Annotated in this window: 6 protein-coding genes; 5 read left to right on the forward strand and 1 reads right to left on the reverse strand. The window is 50.7% G+C overall.

The genetic code is table 11. The features are described 5' to 3' along the window. The first annotated feature begins 464 nt into the window (after window positions 1-464). From dkgB to B2067_RS09185, 3 genes are read left to right on the forward strand one after another with little or no spacing between them, the layout of a single operon-like run. Window positions 465-1268 (forward strand): 2,5-didehydrogluconate reductase DkgB, encoded by an 804-nt coding sequence (gene dkgB, locus B2067_RS09175; protein WP_301388213.1) that lies wholly within the window; start codon window positions 465-467, stop codon window positions 1266-1268. A gap of 31 nt (window positions 1269-1299) precedes the next feature. Continuing rightward, window positions 1300-1737, forward strand: a complete 438-nt coding sequence (locus tag B2067_RS09180) for a DUF2059 domain-containing protein (RefSeq protein ID WP_301388215.1) — start codon at window positions 1300-1302, stop codon at window positions 1735-1737. Between the two features lie 4 nt (window positions 1738-1741). Beyond that, complete coding sequence (locus tag B2067_RS09185) at window positions 1742-2149, forward strand: hypothetical protein (protein ID WP_297534015.1); 408 nt, start codon at window positions 1742-1744, stop codon at window positions 2147-2149. Window positions 2150-2154: 5 nt separating this feature from the next. Here B2067_RS09185 and B2067_RS09190 read toward each other — a convergent pair whose 3' ends face one another. Then, a complete protein-coding gene (locus B2067_RS09190; RefSeq protein WP_301388217.1) occupies window positions 2155-2808 on the reverse strand; it encodes a TetR family transcriptional regulator in 654 nt (217 codons plus the stop codon). A 108-nt stretch (window positions 2809-2916) separates the two neighbouring features. Here B2067_RS09190 and B2067_RS09195 point away from each other — a divergent pair, with 108 nt between their 5' ends. Next, window positions 2917-4095: an efflux RND transporter periplasmic adaptor subunit gene (locus B2067_RS09195; protein ID WP_301388219.1), complete on the forward strand. Its 1179-nt coding sequence runs from the start codon at window positions 2917-2919 to the stop codon at window positions 4093-4095. A gap of 6 nt (window positions 4096-4101) precedes the next feature. Next, a partial coding sequence (locus B2067_RS09200; RefSeq protein WP_301388221.1) for an efflux RND transporter permease subunit occupies window positions 4102-4310 on the forward strand: 209 nt, incomplete at its 3' end.

Consider the following 4310-nt stretch of genomic DNA (forward strand, 5'->3'; position numbering starts at 1 on the left):
GGTGGAATGGGCGGTATGGGCGGCATGATGTAAAAATCGCCCACTGAAGTTGGCTGCTCTTTGTTGTATCTCGCTCGCTTAGGTGAACTAAGCGTCGCTCAATACGCCTTGATCAGCCTGCCTCAGTCGTCGATTTCATTGCTGCCTGAGGTTGTTCATTCTTTGTTGCTGGTTTCTCGTGTAGGTGAACTACACGTCGAAGCTCACGCCTCGTTCAATCATCGAACAGATTGCAGAGCATCGAAACCAGCGCCGTGACTGAACTGCCCTCAGTAGTCGATTTATACAATCTGTCGAAGCTCACGCTCTTCACTATGAATTTAGGAACATTGCGACCTTACCGGGGAGCAATTAAAACCGGCCTCACGAGGGCCGGTTTTTTTTATGCCTCATTTACAGATGTTGCGAACTTAGGAGCCTCTCCGTTATCGGACTTATTGTGTTTTTAATAATGAGGTAGCGTAATGAAAAATATTCCTTCTCTGGGGTTGGGCACTTTTCGTCTGAAGGGCGAAACCGCGTATCAGGCAGTTACTGACGCTCTTGATGTGGGGTTCCGCCACATCGACACCGCTCAGATTTACGATAACGAATCTGAAGTGGGTTCCGCACTCGCTGATTTTGAATTAGAGCGTGACGAGTTCTTTCTGACGACTAAGGTCTGGAACAGTCATCTGAACCGGACCGGATTTATACCCAGTGTGAAGGAAAGCCTTGAAAAGCTGTCTGTGGATTACGTGGATCTTTTACTGATTCACTGGCCATCGCCAGAAGATAATGCACCAATGGATGAGTACCTAAGCGAGCTTTTAAAAGCGAAGCAGCAGGGGCTGACAAAGCACATCGGTGTATCAAACTTTACTATCGCTCAGCTAAAAGATGCACTGCGTATTCTTCCGGCAGGCGAGTTGTATGTGAATCAGGTGGAAGTACAACCGTATCTTCAGAACCATGATTTGCGCGCATTCTGTGCTTCTAATGATATTAAGGTCACGGGCTATAACCCATTCTACGTGGGTGAGGTTCTCTCTGACCCTGAGATCGTACGTATTGCTGACAAGCATGGCGTCAGCCCTGCAAACGTTGCTATTTCATGGCAGTTACAGAACGGTTTGATGACCATTCCTGCATCGACCAATAAAGATCACCTGAAAGATAACTTCAACAGTCACGGTTTACAGCTTGATGCTGAAGACATGATCGCAATCGGCAAGCTTGATCGGGGCGACCGTAAAATTGACCCTGACTTTGCTCCGCAATGGGATTAGCATAGGCCTTCATTTGTTGAAGGACTATCGCATGAAACCAATTAAGTTAACTTTTCTCACGGGCCTGATGTTCATTATTTCTGCGACTTCGTGGGCAGAGGCCCCCAGCAGTGAGAGCGTTAAAGAGCTTCTTCAGGTAACCGGCGCGGGTAATATGGCCACGCAGATGATGGAGCAGATGATACCTTCCATGAAGCGTATGGTGCCGGATGCACCTGAGGCTTTATGGGAGGAATTTGCAAGCCAGGTCGATGGCGACGAGCTGGAAAATATGGTGATCCCGATCTATCAGAAGCACCTCACTCAGGCGGATGTCGATGCACAGCTGAAGTTTCTGCAGTCAGATGTAGGTCAGAAAATGATCAAAGTGCAGCCGCTGATCATGCAGGAATCCATGATGGTTGGTCAGGAGTGGGGCATAAAATTGATGCAACGCGCACAAGAAAAACTGAAGGAACGTCAGGAATAATTAAATGTTGAATCCTTCGTTGGTTAAGCAAGGCTTTATCGCCGCTGCCATTGCTAACATCAGTGGTGTTCTTATTTTTTCAAAGGGCCTGACGAATACAGCCTTAATGGAAGCCGACCCTGTGGTTATGTCGTCTTTCGGTCTGATCATGATCATGGTCTGGGGGCTGGCGTATTTGGGGGCCGCTTTTACGCCGGGCAATTTGCGTTGGATCGCAGGAGCCTTTGCAGTTGAAAAACTGGTCTACGTTGTTTGCTGGCTGACATGGTTCAGTAGAGACAATTTGCAGGCGGTGTATGAACAGGATCTCTTTGCGGGGATTTTCTACAGCATCTATGGCTTGAACGACGCCGTGTTTATGGTGTTCTTTGCCTGGGTGTACCTGAAGAGCGCTTCTGCGGCTAAGGCCTGAATCCCTTATTGGCTTTCATTGTCGCCTTGGGAGTGAGAGCCAAAATTCTGCTTAATCGTCAAAAAGAAGCTGTCGATCATGTGGAGGGCTTCTTTCTTAAAATCGATTACGTCTGGCAGTACCAGCCAGAGGTAGATAATTCCGGTGAGCTGAATATGAAGGTGTGCAACGCCGCGCTCAATGTCCAGATCCGCCGGAAGCTGCCCTTTGTTTACGGCTGCTTCCAAAGCTTTTCTTATCCGTTCTGACCCATCCAGATAGTTCTGGCGATGACGCTCGTTCAGCACCGCATTGGCCTCGGTCTGCTCGCATTTCAGAAATGCTATTTCAAACCCGCGGCGGCGCCGTGGATCACGGGCGATTTCTAGAGTAAGGTATTCAAGTAACTCGCGGAAACGGCTGAGTGGATCAGGCTCCGAAGGGTCTTCTATCTGGTCGTGTAAGGCATCGAGTGGAGCCAATAGACGATCGACGATGGCCTGGAAAATGTCGTGTTTGTTTTTGAAATGCCAGTAGACGGCTCCGCGTGTCACACCCGCTTCTTTCGCGATGTCGTTCAATGAGGATGCTGAGACGCCTTTGCGGTGGAAGACAACTTCAGCCGCTTCGATCAGGGTCTCGCGGGTCTGCTGGGCTTCTTCTTTGGTGCGGCGGGGCATGGCGGGCTCACTGTACTACGAATGACAACTCACTGTTTCACACTATACATACATTCGTGCATGTATGTATATTGTGCCCTTTAAAGTACCACCAGACTGAGGTTACTCATGCGTACATCATTCCGTTTACCAGCAGCTGCGCTGACGGTTTCATTTATTCTGGCTGCCTGTGGTGAGCAGTCTGGCCAACAAGCCGCCGGTGGTGGGCAGATGCCGCCGCCTCAGGCTGGATATGTGGAAGTAACTGCACAGCCGTTTACCCTGGTGAACGAGTTGCCGGGCCGGACAACGCCTTATCAGGTTGCTGAAGTTCGTCCGCAGGTAACAGGCATTATTGAAGAGCGCCTGTTCAAGGAAGGGGATCGGGTAAAGGCGGGTCAGCCTCTATATCAATTGGACGACAAGCTTTACCAGGCAGCACTGGCCAGTGCTGAAGCCGACCTGGCGAATGCGCAAGCGAACCGGGAACTGGCGAAGCTTACTGATGGCCGTTACGACAAACTGAGTAAGTCTGAAGCAGTAAGCCAGCAGGAGCTTGAGGATGCGAACGCGAACCTTGCTGTCACCGAAGCTCAGGTGGCGGCAGCTCAGGCACGTCTGGATACGGCTCGAATCAATGTTGAATACACTACGATCAAGGCGCCGATTAACGGTCGTATCGGTCGTTCGTCACTGACCGCAGGTGCTCTGGTCACCGCGAATCAGGCAGCAGCGCTGGTGACGATCCGCCAGCTTGACCCAATTTATGTGGACTTAACTCAGTCTTATGAAGAGCTACGCAGTCTGCGTGCGGCGATGGCCAGTGGCGAACTGATCACAACCGGTAAAGATCAGGCAACCGTCGAGCTGGCTCTCCCTGACGGTACCGTGTACCCACACAAAGGCACTCTGCAGTTTTCTGAATACGCAGTGGATGAACAGACAGGTACTGTCGCTCTGCGCGCTTTGATTCCAAATCCTGATGGTGCGTTGCTGCCGGGCATGTTTGTTCGTGCGCGTCTGCCTCAGGGCGAGCGTGAAAATGCCATTGTCGTTCCTCAGAAAGGCATTTCCCGTCAGCCTAACGGTTCTGCCACTGCGCTGGTGATTGGTGAGAACAATATCGTTGAGAAGCGCACGGTGAAAACTGAGAAAGCCGTGGGCGGTAGCTGGTTAATTAAGTCTGGTCTGAAGGCTGGAGATAAGCTAATTGTCGACGGCCTGCAGAAAATTGGCCCTGGGATACCGGTGACGCCAGTAGACGTCAACGCTGAAAAAGCATCCGCACAATCGTCGGCTGAGGGTTGATAATTTATGGCTCGTTTCTTTATTGATCGCCCGATTTTCGCCTGGGTAATCGCCATCATTCTGATGCTGGCGGGTACCCTGTCGATCATCAACCTGCCTGTGGAGCAGTATCCACAGGTGGCGCCACCCGAAGTTCAGATCACTGCGAACTATCCTGGTGCGTCTTCGAAAGCCGTTGAGAACTCTGTGACTCAGGTGATTGAAGAGCAGATGAA

The sequence above is a fragment of the Thalassolituus sp. UBA2590 genome, from assembly GCF_002339775.1.
Classification (GTDB): Bacteria; Pseudomonadota; Gammaproteobacteria; order Pseudomonadales; family Oceanobacteraceae; genus Thalassolituus.